We start from the raw sequence: 14,497 nt of genomic DNA, 5'->3' as shown, positions 1-14,497 counted from the left end.
CGGCGCGCCCGGTAGGGTGAGAACGGGCCGTGACTGGCGCGCTGGGATGGGACCGACCATCGGGGAGCGGCCCGCGAACTGTGTGCCGTGCGCCTGGGCCGAACCGTGCACCGCCCCGTGCGCCCGCTCCCCGCGGGCCCGGGGGAACCCGTCCCGGAGGTCCGTCATGCCAGAGCCCACCCCGTCGTCCGCCGCCGCGTCCACCGAGTCGGTCGCCTTCCGCAGCGCCCTCGACGTCATCCGGGGCGTGGAGCCCCGGGTCGCCGACGCCATCGGCCAGGAGATCGCCGACCAGCGCGAGATGCTCAAGCTGATCGCCAGCGAGAACTACGCCTCTCCCGCCACCCTGCTCGCGATGGGCAACTGGTTCAGCGACAAGTACGCCGAGGGCACCGTCGGCCGCCGCTTCTACGCGGGCTGCCGCAATGTCGACACCGTCGAGTCCCTGGCCGCCGAGCACGCCCGCGAGCTGTTCGGCGCCCGGCACGCCTACGTCCAGCCGCACTCCGGCATCGACGCCAACCTCGTCGCCTTCTGGGCCGTCCTCGCCGACCGCGTCGAGGCCCCGGCCCTGGAGCGGGCGGGCGTCCGCAACGTCAACGACCTGTCCGACGCCGACTGGGCCGAGCTGCGCCAGGCCTTCGGCAACCAGCGCATGCTCGGCATGTCCCTGGACGCGGGCGGCCACCTCACCCACGGCTTCCGCCCCAACATCTCCGGCAAGATGTTCGACCAGCGCAGCTACGGCACCGACCCGGCCACCGGGCTCCTGGACTACGAGGCGCTGCGCGCCACGGCCCGCGAGTTCAAGCCGATGATCATCGTCGCCGGGTACTCCGCCTACCCCCGCCTGGTGAACTTCCGGATCATGCGGGAGATCGCCGACGAGGTCGGGGCGACGCTCATGGTCGACATGGCGCACTTCGCCGGTCTCGTCGCGGGCAAGGTCCTCACCGGCGACTTCGACCCGGTGCCGCACGCCCAGATCGTCACCACGACCACCCACAAGTCGCTGCGCGGCCCGCGCGGCGGCATGGTCCTGTGCGACGACTCGCTCGCCGACCAGGTCGACCGCGGCTGCCCGATGGTCCTCGGCGGGCCGCTCCCGCACGTCATGGCCGCCAAGGCCGTCGCCCTCGCCGAGGCGCGCCGCCCCGAGTTCCAGGGCTACGCCCGGGCCGTCGTCGACAACGCCCGCGCCCTCGCCGAGGGCCTCACCCGGCGCGGCGCCACCCTGGTCACCGGCGGCACGGACAACCACCTCAACCTGATCGACGTCGCCACCTCCTACGGCCTGACCGGGCGGCAGGCCGAGTCCGCGCTCCTCGACTCCGGCATCGTCACCAACCGCAACGCCATCCCCGCCGACCCGAACGGCGCCTGGTACACCTCCGGCATCCGCATCGGCACCCCCGCGCTCACCACGCGCGGCCTCGGCACGGCCGAGATGGACGAGATCGCCGCGCTGATCGACCGCGTCCTCACCGCCACCGAGCCCGGCACCACCAGCAAGGGCGCCACCTCCAAGGCGCAGCACGTCCTGGACGCCAAGGTCGCCGACGAGGTCTCCCACCGGGCGGCGGAGCTGCTGACCGGCTTCCCGCTCTACCCCTCCGTCGACCTCACCTGAGACACGCCCGGGGCGCCGGCCGCACCGGCCCGGCGCCCCACTGTGTTCCTCGTCTCAGCACACGCGCCGCGCACCTGGGCCCGAGCAAGGAGAGTCACCTGAGAGAATGAGGAGCATGGCCTCTGACAGTCCTCGCGTGCTCTCCGGGATCCAGCCCACCGCCGGCTCGTTCCACCTCGGCAACTACCTCGGCGCGGTCCGCCAGTGGGTGGCGCTGCAGGAGTCCCACGACGCCTTCTACATGGTGGTGGACCTGCACGCGATCACGGTTCCGCAGGACCCGAAGGAGCTGCTCGCGAACACGCGGCTCGCCGCGGCCCAGCTCCTCGCCGCCGGTCTCGACCCGGACCGCTGCACGCTCTTCGTCCAGAGCCATGTGCCCGAGCACGCCCAGCTCGGCTGGGTCATGAACTGCCTCACCGGGTTCGGCGAGGCGAGCCGGATGACGCAGTTCAAGGACAAGTCGGCCAAGCAGGGTGCCGACCGCGCCACCGTCGGCCTCTTCACGTACCCGATCCTCCAAGTCGCGGACATCCTCCTGTACCAGGCCAACCAGGTCCCGGTCGGCGAGGACCAGCGCCAGCACATCGAGCTGACCCGCGACCTCGCCGAGCGCTTCAACGGCCGCTTCGGCGAGACCTTCACGATCCCGGCGCCGTACATCCTGAAGGAGACGGCCAAGATCTACGACCTGCAGGACCCGACGGTCAAGATGAGCAAGTCGGCGTCGACGCCGAAGGGCCTCATCAACCTCCTCGACGAGCCGAAGATCACCGCCAAGAAGGTCAAGAGCGCCGTCACCGACACCGACACCGTGATCCGCTACGACGCGGAGAACAAGCCGGGCGTCAGCAACCTGCTCACCATCTACTCGACCCTCACCGGCGCCGGTATCCCGGAACTGGAGCAGAAGTACGAGGGCAAGATGTACGGTGCGCTCAAGACGGACCTGGCTGAGGTCATGGTGGACTTCGTGACGCCGTTCCGGACCCGCACCCAGGAGTATCTGGACGATCCGGAGACGCTCGACTCGATCCTGGCCAAGGGTGCGGAGAAGGCGCGTACCGTCGCCGCCGAGACCCTCTCCCAGGCGTACGAGAAGATCGGCTTCCTGCCCGCCAAGCACTAGCCCGCACCTGCGCAACGCCCGCCCGCACGCCCGCCACACGACGACAGGAGTTTGACGTGGGGACCGTAACGATCGGTGTCTCGATCGCGGTCCCGGAGCCTCACGGCAGCCTGCTCCAGGAGCGGCGTGCGGGCTTCGGCGACCCCGCGGCGCACGGCATCCCCACGCACATCACCCTGCTGCCGCCGACCGAGGTGGAGGCGGGCGACCTCCCGGCGATCGAGTCGCACCTGGTGGAGGTCGCCGCCTCCGGCCGCTCCTTCGCGATGCGGCTGTCGGGCACGGGAACCTTCCGGCCGCTGTCGCCCGTCGTGTTCGTGCAGGTCGTCGAGGGCGCCGAGGCCTGCACCTGGCTGCAGAAGCAGGTGCGGGACGCGTCGGGTCCCGTCGCCCGCGAGCTGCAGTTCCCGTACCACCCGCACGTCACCGTGGCCCACGGCATCTCCGAAGAGGCGATGGACCACGCCTTCGAGGAGCTCGCCGACTACGAAGCGGCCTGGTCGTGCACCGGCTTCGCCCTGTACGAGCAGGGCGAGGACGGCATCTGGCGGCGGCTGCGCGACTTCACCTTCGGCAGGCCCACGCTCCCCGCCCAGGCCCCCGACCGCTCCAAGCGCGGACGGCGGCTGCCCGCACGCTGAGCGCGGCGGCCCGTCAGACCGGGAGCCTGCGGAACAGCGGCCGCGGCACGTGCCGCAGCGCCGACATCACCACCCGCAGCGCCCCCGGCACCCACACCGTCTCCGAGCGGCGCCTGAGCCCCGTCTCGATGGCCAGGGCCACCGCCTCCGGCGTCGTGGCCATCGGCGCCTCCGCCCTGCCGGCCGTCATCTTCGAGCGGACGAAGCCGGGGCGCACCACCATGACGTGGACGCCGGTGCCGTGCAGCGCGTCCCCGAGCCCCTGCGCGAAGGCGTCGAGGCCCGCCTTGCTCGATCCGTAGATGAAGTTGGCGCGCCGGGCCCGCTCGCCCGCGACCGAGGAGAGCACCACCAGCGAGCCGTGCCCCTGGGTCTGCAGCGCACGGGCGCAGACCAGCCCGGCCGAGACCGCGCCCGTGTAGTTGGTCTGCGCGACCCGCACCGCCGCCATCGGCTCGCCCTCGTCCCTGGCCTGGTCGCCGAGGACCCCGAAGGCGAGGAGCACCATGTCGATGTCGCCCTCGGCGAAGACCTTGCCGAGCGTCTCCTCGTGGGTCTGCGAGTCCAGGGCGTCGAAGGGGACGGCGTGCGCGTCGGCGCCCACCTTCCGCAGTTGCGCGACCGCGTCGTCGAGCGCCGGGGAGGGGCGGCCCGCGAGCCACACGGTGCGGGTGCGGCGGGCGACGAGGCGGCGGGCCGTCGCCAGCGCGATCTCGGACGTGCCACCGAGGATGAGCAGGGACTGCGGGGTGCCGAAGGCGTCCTTCATGGGATCCGAACTCCAGGGGTGCGGGGCCGGCCGGCGGCCGGGGCGGGACAGGGCGGGCGCGCGGAGCGGTTCAGAGGTTCAGCCGTCGCGACAGGTCGGAGCGGAACACCTGCCGAGGGTCCATGCGCGCCCGCAGCGAGCGGAAGCTGTCCAGGCGCGGATACATGGCGGAGAGCAGTTCGGGGCGCACCCGTGAGTCCTTCGCCAGGTAGACGCGGCCGTCCGCCGCGGCCACTTCCTCGTCGAGTTCGTCGAGGAACGCGGGGAGTCCCGGCAGGTCGGCAGGGATGTCGAGGGCGAGGGTCCAGCCGGGCATGGGGAAGGAGAGCCAGCCCGCGTCGCCGTCGCCGAAGCGTTTGAGCACCGCGAGGAAGGAGGGGCAGCGGCGGTCCGAGATACGCCGCACGATGCGCCGGAGCGCCTCTTCCTTCCCGTAGCCGATCACGAACTGGTACTGCACGAATCCGCCGCGCCCGTAGACGCGGTTCCAGTGCGGGACGCCGTCGAGGGGGTGGAAGAAGGCCGGCATCCGCTGGATCTCGCCGACCCGGGACACCGGCGCCCTGCGGTACCAGAACTCGTTGAACAGGCCGACGGTCGTCCGGCCGAGCAGTCCGTTCGGGATGAAGGAGGGGGCGGCGGGGAGCCGGCCGGGGCGGAAGGCCAGCGGCGCCCTGCGGGTGCGGGCGGGCAGGGCGTCGAGCGGGGCGTGGTCGCCCCGGGTGAGGACGGAGCGGCCGAGCGCGGCTCCGCGGGCCAGCAGGTCGATCCAGGCGACCGAGTAGCGGTAGCGGTGGTCGGTGGCGGTGAGCCGGGCAAGCAAATCGTCGAGGTCGCGGGCGCGTTCGGTGTCGACCGTCATCAACGAGGTCTCGACGGGCTGCAGTCGCACGGTGGCGGTGAGGATGACGCCGGTCAGCCCCATGCCCCCGGCGGTGGCGTCGAAGAGTTCGGTGCCGCGCTCGACGACGCGGATCTCGCCGTCGGCCGTGAGGAGCTCGAAGGCGAGGACGTGGCGGGAGAACGACCCGGAGACGTGATGGTTCTTGCCGTGGATGTCGGCGCCGATCGCGCCGCCGACCGTGACGTAGCGGGTGCCGGGGGTCACCGGGACGAACCAGCCGAGGGGGAGGAGCACCTCCATCAGCCGGTGCAGCGAGATGCCCGCGTCGCACAGCACGGTGCCGCCCGCGGAGTCGATGGCGTGGATGGCGTCGAGGCCGGTCATGTCGAGGACGGCGCCCCCGGCGTTCTGCGCCGCGTCGCCGTAGGCGCGGCCCAGGCCGCGGGCGATGCCGCCCCGGCGGCCGGGGAGCGCGCACTCCCTGATCGCCGCCACGACCTCCTCGTACGAGCGGGGGCGCACCAGGTGTGCGGAGGTGGGCGCCGTCCGGCCCCAGCCGGTGAGGGGCGCGGTGTCGTAGCCCGGGGTCCGTGCGGGGGAGGGGGCGGCGGCGGGTGCGGGCACGGCGGTGGGGGCGGGTGCGAGGTCGGCAGCCATGTGCGAGACCGTATCGCCCGGAAAGGGGTAATTCACTCTAAATCTCACGATCCCTCCCCGGTACGGGTGATTCAGGGGATGTCGTGATGAATAGCCAACAATATGAAGGGGCCGGGCCACAGAGTGAGCCACATGGACGACATGGACCGTCGACTGTTGTCGGCACTGCGCGACTGCGGCACCGACCCGCGCGTGGCCGGGGCGGCGCGTGCGCTGTCCTGGGCGGGCGAACACGCGGCGCTGTGGCTGGCGGTCGGGTTCGCCGGGGCCGCCGCCGACCGCGAGCGGCGAACGGCGTGGCTGCGCGGGACCGCTCTCACGGCGGGAGCGCACCTGGCCAGCATGGGTGTGAAACGGGTGGTGCGCAGGCCCCGGCCGGCCGGGGAGGCGGGGGCGGAGCCGCTGGTGCGGACGGCGGGCCGGCACTCGTTCCCCAGCTCGCACGCGACATCGGCTGCCGCGGCGGCCGTGGCGTACGGGGCGCTGGGGCCGGCGGGGGCGCGACTGGTGCCGCCCCTCGCGGCCGCGGTATGCGTCTCGCGGATGGTCGTCGGTGTGCACTACCCCTCCGACGTCGCGGCGGGCGCGGCGCTCGGCGCGCTCACGGCGCGGCTGGGGGCCCGCTGGATGGCGGGGGGCCCGGCGCGATGACCGAGCGGGTCGAGCAGGTGGAGCGGGTGCGCCCGACCGGCGTCGTGGCGATGTCGGCCGCCCTTCCGGCCGGTCTGCTCAGGACGGCCAGGCCGAAGCAGTGGGTGAAGAACGTCCTGGTGGTGGCGGCGCCCGCGGCGGCCGGAGAGCTGTTCGCGCCGGAGGCGCTCCGGCAACTCGTGGTCGTCTTCGCGCTGTTCACCGCGGCGGCCTCGGCGGTGTACCTGATCAATGACGCCCGGGACGCGGAGGCGGACCGGGCGCACCCGGTGAAGCGGCACCGGCCCGTGGCGGCGGGGACTGTCCCGGTGCCCGTCGCCTACGCCGTCGGCGGGCTGCTCGCGGTGTGCGCGCCGGCCGGGGCGGTGGTGCTGTGCAATCCGGTGACGGCGGCGCTGCTGGCCGCCTATGTCGCGATGCAGCTGGCGTACTGCGTCAGCCTGAAGCATGTGCTGGTCGTCGACCTGATCGTGGTGAGCACCGGGTTCCTGATGCGGGCGATGGCGGGGGGACTCGCGCTGGGCATCCCGCTGTCGCGCTGGTTCCTGATCACCACGGGGTTCGGCGCGCTGTTCATGGTCGCGGCCAAGCGGTACTCGGAGTCGGTCCAGATGGCCGGCACGGCGGGCGCGACGCGGGCGCTGCTCACCGAGTACACGACGGGTTACCTGCGCTTCGTGTGGCAGCTGGCGGCCGGCGTGGCCGTGCTCGCGTACTGCCTGTGGGCGATGGAGGAGGGCGGGTTCGCGCACGGCGGCCTGCTGCCGTGGCGGCAGTTGTCGATGGTGGCGTTCATCGTCGCGGTGCTGAGATACGCGGTCTTCGCCGACCGGGGCACGGCGGGCGAGCCGGAGGACGTGGTCCTCGAGGACCGGGCGCTGGCGGTGATCGGGCTCCTCTGGCTGGCCATGTACGGGCTCGCGGTCGCGGGCTGGTGAGCGCCGGGGCGGTGGAGCGGCTGCGGGCCCTGGGCCCTGAGTTGCTGGGGTTCGCGGCGGCGGGGGTCTGCGCGTACGCCGTCGACCTGGGGCTCTTCGTGTGGCTGCGCGGGCCGGTGGGGGTGGACCCGATCTCCGCCAAGGCCCTGTCGTTCGTGGCCGGTTGCTCGGTGGCGTACGTGGGGAACGCGCTGGGGACGTACCGGGAGAGGGCGGCCCGGGGGCCGCGGCTGCGGCAGTACGGGGTGTTCTTCGCGGTGAACGCGGCGGGTGCGGTGGTGCAGTTGCTGTGCCTCGCGGTCGCGCACTACGGGCTCGGGTTCACGTCGCGGCGGGCCGACACGGTCTCGGGCGCGGGGGTGGGCATGGCGCTTGCCACGGTCGTGCGGTTCTGGGGTACTCGGACCCTGGCCTTCGGTGCGAGACCGAGTGGGAGTCCGGCCGAGAAAGTGCCGGCGGCGGTGGGACGGGTGCGGCCAGGTGTCCCGGCCGAACCGTTCGGACCGGTCGATCAGGGCAGGCGGGGATCATGGACTGGCTGAAGAGACTTCCCGTGATCGGGCCGTTGTTCGTACGGCTGATGCGGACCCATGCCTGGAAGGCCTACGAGCGGCTCGACGAGGTGCTCTGGTCGAGGCTGGCGGCGGCGATGACGTTCATCAGCTTCCTGGCGCTGTTTCCGCTGCTCACCGTGGGGGCGGCGATCGCGGCCGGAACGCTCGGGGCAGGGCAGCAGCGGAAGTTCGAGGAGAAGATCTCCGAGCAGGTCCCGGGGATCGCCGACCAGCTCGACCTCGGGGCGCTGATCGACAACGCCGGGACGGTCGGGGTGGTGGCCGGAGCGCTGCTCCTGTTCACCGGCGTCGGCTGGGTCGGCTCGATACGGGACTGTCTGCGGACGGTGTGGGAGCTGCCCGTCGGCGACGAGAACCCGGTCCTGCGCAAGCTGAAGGACGCCGGGGTGCTCGTCGGGCTCGGGGGCGCCGGGCTCGCCTCGCTCCTCGCGTCGACCGTGGCGTCCTCTGCGGTGGGCTGGTCGGCGGACCACCTGGGCATCGACAAGGAGGGCTGGGGGGCGGTGCTGCTCCAGCTCTTCACGTTCGCGATCGCGGTGCTCGCCGACTTCCTGCTGCTGTTGTACGTGCTGACGCTGCTGCCGGGGGTGCAGCCGAGGCGGCGGGATCTGCTGAAGGCGGGGCTGCTCGGGGCGGCCGGGTTCGAGCTGCTGAAGCTGCTGCTCGGCGGCTACATCAAGGGAGTCGCGGGCAAGAGCATGTACGGGGCGTTCGGCACGCCCGTCGCGCTGATGCTGTGGATCAACTTCACGGCGAAGCTGGTGCTGTTCTGCGCGGCATGGACCGCGACGGGGCGCGCCGCCGCGCGGGAGCGGGACGGGGAGGACGCCGAACCGGACGAAGCGGCGGACCCCCCGGCCCCGGAGGGCGCGGAGGACGCGGAGGGCGCGGAGGGCGTGGCGAAGACCGGCGGGAGTTCCCTCGCCGCCGGGGGCGGCACGGACCGGGCGTCCCGGGCCGGCACGTGAGGCACCGGCCGGACCGGCCCGCTCGCCGACCCGGGTCTACGGCTGACGGCTGACGGGTTCCGGGTTCCGGGTTCCGGGTTACGGCTTGGGAACGCGGTTCGGCCACTTCTTGCGGACGGTGAAGGCCGCGCCGGCCAGGAGGGCCAGCGCGCCCGCGGTGATGGCGACGGCGATGCCGACGCCGCTGGAGTGCGAGGCGGAGACCGTGGCGCGGGCGGCCGGCTTTCCGGGCCCGGCGTCGCCCTGCGGGCTGGCGGACGCGCTGGGGGAGGCGGCGCCCTTCGGCGGGACGAGGGTGCCGACCGGGGTGACCTTGCCGTCGGCCTGGAAGCCCCAGTCGAGGAGGCGGGCGGTCTCCTTGTAGACGGCGTGGCTCTCCTTCGCGTCGGGATGCATGACGGTGACGAGGAGGACCCTGTTGTCGCGTTCGGCGACACCGGTGAAGGTGGCGCCCGCGTTGGTCGTGTTGCCGTTCTTGACGCCGGCGATGCCCTGGTAGGCGTCGAGGCCCACGTCGCCGGTGAGGAGGCGGTTGGTGTTCTGGATCTCGAAGCGGCTGGTCGTCCGCCCCTTCTTCTGCGCCTCGGGGAACTTGGCGGTGACCGTGGCGGCGTACTCGCGGAAGTCCTTCTTCTGCAGGCCCGAGCGGGCGAACAGGGTGAGGTCGTAGGCGGAGGAGTGCTGGCGGGGGGCGTCGTAGCCGTCGGGGCTGACGACGTGCGTGTCGTCGGCCTGCAGCTCCTCGGCGTGGGCCTGCATGTCCTCGACGGTCTGCGGGATGCCGCCGTTCATCGCGGAGAGGACGTGCACGGCGTCGTTGCCGGAGCGCAGGAAGACACCCAGCCACAGGTCGTGGACGGTGTAGGTGAAGTTCTCCTTCACGCCGACGAGGCTGGAACCCGCGCCCATGCCCGCCAGGTCGGTAGGGACGACCTTGTGCGTCGAGGTCTTGGGGAACTTGGGCAGGAGCGTGTCCGCGAAGAGCATCTTCAGGGTGCTGGCGGGCGGCAGCCGCCAGTGCGCGTTGTGCGAGGCGAGCACCGCTCCGGACTCGGCGTCCGTGACGATCCAGGACTTGGCGGTCAGGTCCTTGGGGAGGACGGGGGCGCCGGGCCCGAGGTTCACCTGTGTGCCCGGCTCGCCGAGCCGGGCGCCTCCGACGGTCGACATGCCGGCCGGGGGCCCGGCCTTGTCCGCGGACTTCTTCGTCGGCTCGTTGTCCGGGCCGTCCGCGGCGGACGCGGGCAGCGCGGCCGTCAGGGACAGCGCGGAGAGCGTGAGCAGCGCCGCGGAGGCGGCGAGCAGCCTGGCGCGCAGCGGGCGGGCCGGGGCGCTGGGCGCGGTCGGTCGGGGGTTCATCACGTACGACGTGTCCGACGAGTAGGACGAGTACGACGCATGGGAGGCAGGCACGGTCGGAAACGTACATGTACCCGGCCCGTAAGTCTTCGCCGAGGTGTTCTGTGTCTCTCCGGCCCCACCCCGGCGGCGGTGCGCGACGGCGGCTGACGATACTGAAGGCATGAAGCTCAGCCGTCCCGTCTCCTGGTTCCTGCTCGCCTTCGGGGTGTGGAGCTGGATCATCTGGATCACTTTCGTCAAAAACCTGTGGAAGGACGGCAGCGGCCTCGCCTTCGACGACGCCGGTGACCCGACGGCGTACTTCTTCGTGCATCTGACGCTCGCCGTCGTCTCCTTTGTCTTGGGGACGGTGGTCGGAGGCATCGGGTTCCGTGGAGTGCGTGCTCTGCGGAACACCTCGGCGACATAGAACATAAAACGGGCGTAATGGGTGGGCGGGTTCATGGTCGTTGTGGTGGTGCTGGTCGTCCTGGTGGTGCTGGCGGTCTTCGCCGCGCTGCACTATTACGCCTGGCGGCGGCTCGTGCGGGACACGACCGCGGGGCCCGGGTGGCCGAGGCGGCTGGGCACGGCGGTGTTCGTCGCCGGTCCTGTGCTGATGTTCGCGGCGTTGATCGCGGAGCGGGCCGGGGCGCCGTTCCTGGTGCAGCGGATCCTGGCGTGGCCCGGGTTCCTCTGGATGGCCTTCGCGCTCTACCTGCTGCTCGCGCTGCTGGTGGGGGAGGTCGTGCGGCCCCTGCTGCGGCGCGTTGTCAAGCCCGCGGCCCCGTCGGCTCCGGAACCCGCCACTGCCGGCCCGGCCGGCTCGGGCCCAGCCGACTCCGGCCAAGCCGACTCCGGGCAGGCCGACTCCGGGCAGGCCGACTCAGGCCCCGCAGATGCCGGCCCCGTCACCCCCGCTCCCGATCCGACGCGGCGGCTGGTCATCGCCCGGTCCGTCGGGGTCGTGGCCGCCGTCGCCGCCGCCGGTGTCGTGGGCAACGGGGCGTACGGCGTGCTGCGGGGCCCGAAGGTGAAGCGGGTCACCGTGCCGCTGGCCAAGCTGCCGCGCGCGGCGCACGGGTTCAGGATCGCGGTGGTCAGCGACATCCACCTCGGGCCCGTGCTCGGCCGCGGGTTCGCCGAGCAGGTCGTGGACACCGTCAACTCCACCCAGCCGGACCTGATCGCGGTCGTCGGCGACCTGGTCGACGGGAGCGTCGAGGACCTGGCCCCCGCGGTCGCCCCGCTCGCCCGGCTGCGCGCACGGCACGGCACCTTCTTCGTCACGGGCAACCACGAGTACTTCTCCGGGGCCGAGCCGTGGGTCGCGCACGTACGGGAGTTGGGGCTGCGCCCGCTGGAGAACGCCCGGGTCGAGATGGGCGCCTTCGACCTCGCCGGGGTCAACGACATCAGCGGCGAGAGCCACGACGACGGGCCCGACTACGCGAAGGCGCTCGGCGACCGGGACAGGTCCCGCGCCGCGGTGCTGCTCGCGCACCAGCCCGTGATGATTCACGAGGCGGTGCGGCACGGCGTCGACCTGCAGTTGTCCGGGCACACGCACGGCGGTCAGCTGTGGCCCGGCCCCTTCGTCGCCGACGCGGCCAACCCGACCCTCGCCGGTCTCGAACGGTACGGCGACACCCAGCTCTACGTCAGCCGTGGCGCGGGCGCGTGGGGTCCGCCCGTACGGGTGGGGGCGCCGTCCGACATCACGGTCGTGGAGCTCGCCTCGAAGCAGGCCTGAAAACGCGTATATCTACGACCCGTCGGCAATCTGTCCGAATAGTGGTGTGGGGAAAGTGAGCGCAGTGACACACAGAGTTGCCTTAACGCTGCATAGTGTGTCGAACCTGTGTTCAGCAAATGGAGGAGGTGGCTACGTGTGTTGCGGCGCAGTGCGTTCAGACTGCCCCGACACCCGGCCTCGGTGGGGGTGGCGCGGCTGCGCGTGCGCGATCACCTCGCTGTCTGGGGCCACACCGAACCGGCCGACGCGCTCGACGCCGCGATCCTGCTCGTCTCCGAGCTGGCGACCAACGCGATCCGGCACGGGCCCGCGCGAGAGAGGGAGTTCGAGATCGCGGTGACGGTACTCGCGGACGGCTCGTGCTTCATCGAGGTGTCCGACGAGTCCACGGCCGACCCCGAGCTGCGGCCCCCGCGCTCACCCGACGACGAGAGCGGTCGCGGCCTGCACCTGGTCGACGCGCTCGCCGAGGCGTGGGGCGTGTGGCACCGCGGCCGTTACGGCAAGACGGTCTGGGCGCTCGTGCGCTCCTGACCCCGCTCCACGGAGCCGGGCCCTGTCCCTGCCCTCTCCACCCCGCTTCGCGCGACCCCCTCCCCGCCCGCCCCGGGCCCCGGCAGCGTCACCGTCGCGCTCAGCCCCGCGGTGACGGGAGACGGCCCCCGGTGGCCCCGGGTTCACGCCTTCCGACGGCGTCCGGTGGGGCGTGCGTCACCCCGGCGCCGCAAGGCGAACAGCCCGCCGCCCGCCAGCGCGGCGACCGTCGCCGAGCCGCCCAGCGCCCAGCCCTCCGATCCCGCCGCGCGCGGCGCCGCGGAGGCCGCGCCGGGGACGCCGGGCGCGGGGGACGCCGAGGACCCCGGCGACTTCGCCCGCGCGCTCACCGGCGTGACCAGCTCGCCGACCGCGCTCACCTTGTCGGCCGCCGCGAAACCCCAGTCCAGGAGCGCGGCCGTCTCCGCGTAGACCGCCTCGTACCCGGCCTTCGGGTGCATGACGGTGACCAGGAGCGTGCGTCCGTCGCGGGTCGCCGCGCCGGTGAAGGTGTTGCCCGCGTGCGACGTGTAACCGTTCTTGACGCCGATGAGGCCCTCGTACGCGGCGATGCCCTGCCCGGTGAGGAGACGGTCGGTGTTCTGGATCTGGAACGTCTTGCCGCCGCCCGCAGGGAAGTCCGCGACCTTCGTGGCGCAGTAGCCGCGGAAGTCGGGGTTCCGCAGCCCGGCGCGGGCGAACAGCGTCAGGTCGTACGCGGACGAGACCTGGCCCGCGTGGTCGAACCCGTCCGGGCTGACCACGCGCGTGTCAAGCGCCTGGAGTTCCTGCGCGCGGGCCTGCATCGCCGCGACCGCCCGGGCGACGCCGCCGTACATCGAGGCGAGCACGTGCACCGCGTCGTTCCCGGAGCGCAGGAAGACGCCCTGCCACAACTGGTGGACGGTGTACGTGGTTCCGGCCTGGACGCCGACGAGGCTGGAGCCCGCCGGGATGTCGGCCAGGTCCGCCGCCTTCACCTTGTACGTCAGGTCGTGCGGGAACTTCGGCAGCACCGTGTCCGCGAACAGCATCTTCAGCGTCGACGCGGGCGGCAGGACGCGGTGGGCGCCGTAGGAGGCGAGGACGTGACCGCTGTCGTGGTCGGCGACGAGCCACGCCTTCGCGGCGAGCCCCGGCAGCTTCGGGGTGCCCGCGCCGGGCCGCACCTGCACACCGGGCGCGGCCAGCCGTTCACCCCCGATCACCGGGGTCGCGGCGGAGGCGTTCCGGGCGGTGGGCAGAGCGAGTGCGGCCGCCGCGCCGAGGCCCATGCCGAGGGCGCCGCGGCGGCTGACGCGGGTGGACCGGGGGGACTGTGGGGGAGGGGTGGTGCCGGGCATTCCGCGACCGTACCGGCCCAAGCGCAGGCAAAGGACAGAGGGTCCCGGGGGCGGGTCCGCCACCGGTCCGCCACCCCGTCAGGCCTCGGGCGCCGTCCGCGTCATCCCCGGCAGGAAGTCGATGAACAGTTCGTGCACCTCGGAGACGAGCGGGCGCAGCACCCGGAACCGGGCGAGCGCCACGCCCCGTGCGGTGAGCTGGGCGCCCCGCTCGGCGAGGCGCCTGCTGCGCTCGCGGCCCGGCGAACTGTCGAAGACCCAGTAGAGGACGAGCCCCATCTGGGACAGCCACATCAGCTCGGGCAGGATGACCGCCAGCTCCTTCGGCACCTTCGACCTGGACCCGGCGAGCACCTCCCGGTGCACCGCGATCGACGCCTCCCTGGCCCCCTCCGACTCCGCCGAGAACGGGCTGAGCGGCGAGTCCGGGTCGGCCGCGTTCTTGAAGAACTGGGCCGCGAACTCGTGGTACGGCTCCGCGATCTCCAGCCACACCCGCAGCACCCCGGCGAGCCGGGCCTGGAGGTCGGTCTCGGTGTCCAGGACGGACCGGACCGCCGCCTGGTGTTCGGCGGCGATCCGGTCGTAGAACCCCTGGATGAGGTGTTCCTTGCCGGCGAAGTAGTAGTACGCGTTGCCGACGGAGACGCCGGCCTCCTGGGCGATGGCCCGCATCGTCGTCTTGTCGTAGCCCCGCTCCCGGAACAACCGCATCGCGGTC

15 protein-coding genes and 1 riboswitch are annotated in these 14,497 nt (G+C 72.7%); of the genes, 10 read left to right on the top strand and 5 right to left on the bottom strand.

Going from position 1 to position 14,497, the window contains the following annotated elements; translation table 11 throughout:
• The first annotated feature begins 19 nt into the window (after positions 1-19).
• A riboswitch (ZMP/ZTP riboswitch) is annotated at positions 20-106 on the top strand.
• Positions 107-166: 60 nt separating this feature from the next.
• From C1N81_RS20645 to C1N81_RS20635, 3 genes are all read left to right on the top strand, one after another.
• Positions 167-1,630, top strand: coding sequence for a glycine hydroxymethyltransferase (locus C1N81_RS20645; RefSeq protein ID WP_394431219.1), 1,464 nt, complete (start codon positions 167-169; stop codon positions 1,628-1,630).
• Between the two features lie 115 nt (positions 1,631-1,745).
• Complete coding sequence (gene trpS, locus C1N81_RS20640; RefSeq protein ID WP_394431217.1) at positions 1,746-2,759, top strand: tryptophan--tRNA ligase; 1,014 nt, start codon at positions 1,746-1,748, stop codon at positions 2,757-2,759.
• Between the two features lie 56 nt (positions 2,760-2,815).
• A complete protein-coding gene (locus tag C1N81_RS20635) occupies positions 2,816-3,400 on the top strand; it encodes a 2'-5' RNA ligase family protein (protein WP_394431215.1) in 585 nt (194 codons plus the stop codon).
• 13 nt (positions 3,401-3,413) lie between these two features.
• Here the strand turns inward: C1N81_RS20635 and C1N81_RS20630 are convergent, their stop codons facing one another.
• Complete coding sequence (locus C1N81_RS20630) at positions 3,414-4,169, bottom strand: decaprenylphospho-beta-D-erythro-pentofuranosid-2-ulose 2-reductase (protein ID WP_394431213.1); 756 nt, start codon at positions 4,167-4,169, stop codon at positions 3,414-3,416.
• A 70-nt stretch (positions 4,170-4,239) separates the two neighbouring features.
• Entirely contained in the window at positions 4,240-5,670 is a 1,431-nt protein-coding gene (locus C1N81_RS20625) for an FAD-binding protein (RefSeq protein ID WP_394431212.1), read from the bottom strand.
• Positions 5,671-5,802: 132 nt separating this feature from the next.
• Here C1N81_RS20625 and C1N81_RS20620 point away from each other — a divergent pair, with 132 nt between their 5' ends.
• The 4 genes from C1N81_RS20620 to C1N81_RS20605 are packed head-to-tail and all read left to right on the top strand — an operon-like array spanning position 5,803 to position 8,802.
• A complete protein-coding gene (locus tag C1N81_RS20620; protein WP_394431210.1) occupies positions 5,803-6,321 on the top strand; it encodes a phosphatase PAP2 family protein in 519 nt (172 codons plus the stop codon).
• Positions 6,322-6,371: 50 nt separating this feature from the next.
• Positions 6,372-7,259 (top strand): decaprenyl-phosphate phosphoribosyltransferase, encoded by an 888-nt coding sequence (locus C1N81_RS20615; protein WP_394438097.1) that lies wholly within the window; start codon positions 6,372-6,374, stop codon positions 7,257-7,259.
• A complete protein-coding gene (locus C1N81_RS20610; RefSeq protein WP_394431208.1) occupies positions 7,256-7,801 on the top strand; it encodes a GtrA family protein in 546 nt (181 codons plus the stop codon). Before C1N81_RS20615 ends, C1N81_RS20610 begins: the two co-directional genes overlap by 4 nt.
• The gene (locus tag C1N81_RS20605; RefSeq protein WP_394431206.1) at positions 7,789-8,802 is read left to right on the top strand and encodes a YihY/virulence factor BrkB family protein; all 1,014 of its coding nucleotides are present in this window, start codon (positions 7,789-7,791) and stop codon (positions 8,800-8,802) included. Before C1N81_RS20610 ends, C1N81_RS20605 begins: the two co-directional genes overlap by 13 nt.
• A 78-nt stretch (positions 8,803-8,880) precedes the next feature.
• On the opposite strand, the gene C1N81_RS20600 is transcribed toward C1N81_RS20605, so the two are convergent.
• Complete coding sequence (locus C1N81_RS20600) at positions 8,881-10,161, bottom strand: D-alanyl-D-alanine carboxypeptidase family protein (RefSeq protein WP_394438095.1); 1,281 nt, start codon at positions 10,159-10,161, stop codon at positions 8,881-8,883.
• Positions 10,162-10,324: 163 nt separating this feature from the next.
• Between C1N81_RS20600 and C1N81_RS20595 the strand changes: the two genes are divergently transcribed.
• The 3 genes from C1N81_RS20595 (at position 10,325) to C1N81_RS20585 (ending at position 12,433) form a co-directional block, all read left to right on the top strand.
• Positions 10,325-10,573, top strand: a complete 249-nt coding sequence (locus C1N81_RS20595) for an SCO4848 family membrane protein (RefSeq protein WP_394431204.1) — start codon at positions 10,325-10,327, stop codon at positions 10,571-10,573.
• Between the two features lie 33 nt (positions 10,574-10,606).
• Positions 10,607-11,896: a metallophosphoesterase gene (locus tag C1N81_RS20590; protein WP_394431202.1), complete on the top strand. Its 1,290-nt coding sequence runs from the start codon at positions 10,607-10,609 to the stop codon at positions 11,894-11,896.
• Positions 11,897-12,034: 138 nt separating this feature from the next.
• Positions 12,035-12,433 carry an ATP-binding protein gene (locus C1N81_RS20585; RefSeq protein ID WP_394431200.1) on the top strand — a complete coding sequence of 133 codons (399 nt, stop codon included), beginning with the start codon at positions 12,035-12,037 and terminating at the stop codon, positions 12,431-12,433.
• A 143-nt stretch (positions 12,434-12,576) separates the two neighbouring features.
• Here the strand turns inward: C1N81_RS20585 and C1N81_RS20580 are convergent, their stop codons facing one another.
• Positions 12,577-13,776: a D-alanyl-D-alanine carboxypeptidase family protein gene (locus tag C1N81_RS20580; RefSeq protein WP_394431198.1), complete on the bottom strand. Its 1,200-nt coding sequence runs from the start codon at positions 13,774-13,776 to the stop codon at positions 12,577-12,579.
• A 78-nt stretch (positions 13,777-13,854) separates the two neighbouring features.
• Complete coding sequence (locus C1N81_RS20575; RefSeq protein ID WP_394438093.1) at positions 13,855-14,490, bottom strand: TetR family transcriptional regulator; 636 nt, start codon at positions 14,488-14,490, stop codon at positions 13,855-13,857.
• Between the last annotated feature and the right edge of the window lie 7 nt (positions 14,491-14,497).

The organism is Streptomyces sp. SGAir0957 (assembly GCF_043523415.1).
Note: the sequence above shows the minus strand (reverse complement) of the source record. Positions and strands in the feature narration are given on the sequence as shown.